This window comes from Robinsoniella sp. RHS (assembly GCF_001029355.1).
Classification (GTDB): Bacteria; Bacillota; Clostridia; order Lachnospirales; family Lachnospiraceae; genus Robinsoniella; species Robinsoniella peoriensis.
In genome coordinates, this window is record NZ_JNGB01000268.1 from 1 (window position 1) to 1,397 (window position 1,397).

The following is a 1,397-nucleotide window of genomic DNA, read 5'->3' on the forward strand; positions in this document are numbered from 1 at the left end:
TGCTATTCGCAGGAATGAAGATGAAGAGACCCTGTATCGCTTAAGCTACCTGGATACATTGACTAATTTTTATAATAGAAACCGTTATATACAGGATATCAACAGTCTGGAAGACAAAAGTATTCCGATCGGCATTGTTTATCTGGACGTAAATGGACTGAAAGAGGTCAATGACCATTATGGACATGATAGTGGTGACAATCTCTTAAAGAAATGTGCTGAATTAATGCAAAACAGCTTTAATCAAGGTTCCTACTATCGAATCGGAGGCGATGAATTTATCATTATCTGTACGGATATCAGCCAGGAGATTTTCAGCGAAAACATTCATAAGCTGAAATATAATTTTGCCCATAATGATTGTAAGGCCGCCATTGGTTATGAATGGGCGGAGGACTGCCATAATATCCAGTCAATCATAAAAACAGCCGATGAAAATATGTATGCCGATAAAAAAGAATTCTATCATAATCATCGCGAAACAGGACGTTACAGACACCGCAATGATGTATTAGATTTTCTCTCTGATCCGGACGTATTGGAAACAAAGTTACAAAACAAACAGTTCCAGGTCTATCTGCAGGCTAAAATTGAACTGGAGAGCCGCAGTGTAGTAGGTGCAGAAGCATTAGTCCGATACATAGATGATGATGGTGTAGTCCAGTCTCCGGATAAATTTATTACTATTCTGGAACGTTCCTACCAAATAAGTAAAATAGACTTTTATGTCTTTGAAATGGTTTGTGCCCAGCTAAAGGAGTGGCACAAACAGGAAAAAGCAATTTTTCCAATCTCCAGCAATTTTTCCCGCAGTACGTTTATGGATGATGCTTTCTTAAAAAGACTGGAATCCATTGTCAGTAACTATGGTATTTCCAAGGAATATCTGGAAATTGAAATTACGGAAAGCACTTGTTCTACCGATTTTAGAAGTTTAAGAAACAAAATCAGCCAGATTCGAAATGCAGGATTCCGGATATCCGTTGATGATTTTGGCGCCGAAAGTTCCAACCTGGCACTTTTGGCAACGGCGAAATTTGATATACTCAAAATTGACCGGGGTTTTGTAAAAGATATTATATCCAACGAAAACACACAGACGATAGTAGAAGCTATCGTAAGCGTTTGTAAAAAACTGAATATCCAATTAGTCGCAGAAGGGGTTGAAAACGAATCCCAGCTGGAAGTACTTGAAAATTGCGGTGTGAAAACGGTGCAGGGCTTTTTGTTCAGCAAGCCAATGCCGATGACGGAATATGAATGGAAAAATTCCTATAAATAATCTTTTATCACCGTTAATTTATAACAGGAAACTAATTGAAAGACTGTTTCATAAAGAGACCGGGGATACTGAAAAAGCAGATGAAAGTCAAGTAATTTACTTTCATCTGCTTTTT

The 1,397-nt window shown here is 37.9% G+C and carries 1 protein-coding gene; it reads left to right on the forward strand.

Annotated elements, in window-relative coordinates; translation table 11 throughout:
• Positions 1–1,282: EAL domain-containing protein (locus RHS_RS29705; RefSeq protein WP_047835282.1), on the forward strand; the 1,282-nt coding region annotated here is incomplete at its 5' end.
• Between the last annotated feature and the right edge of the window lie 115 nt (positions 1,283–1,397).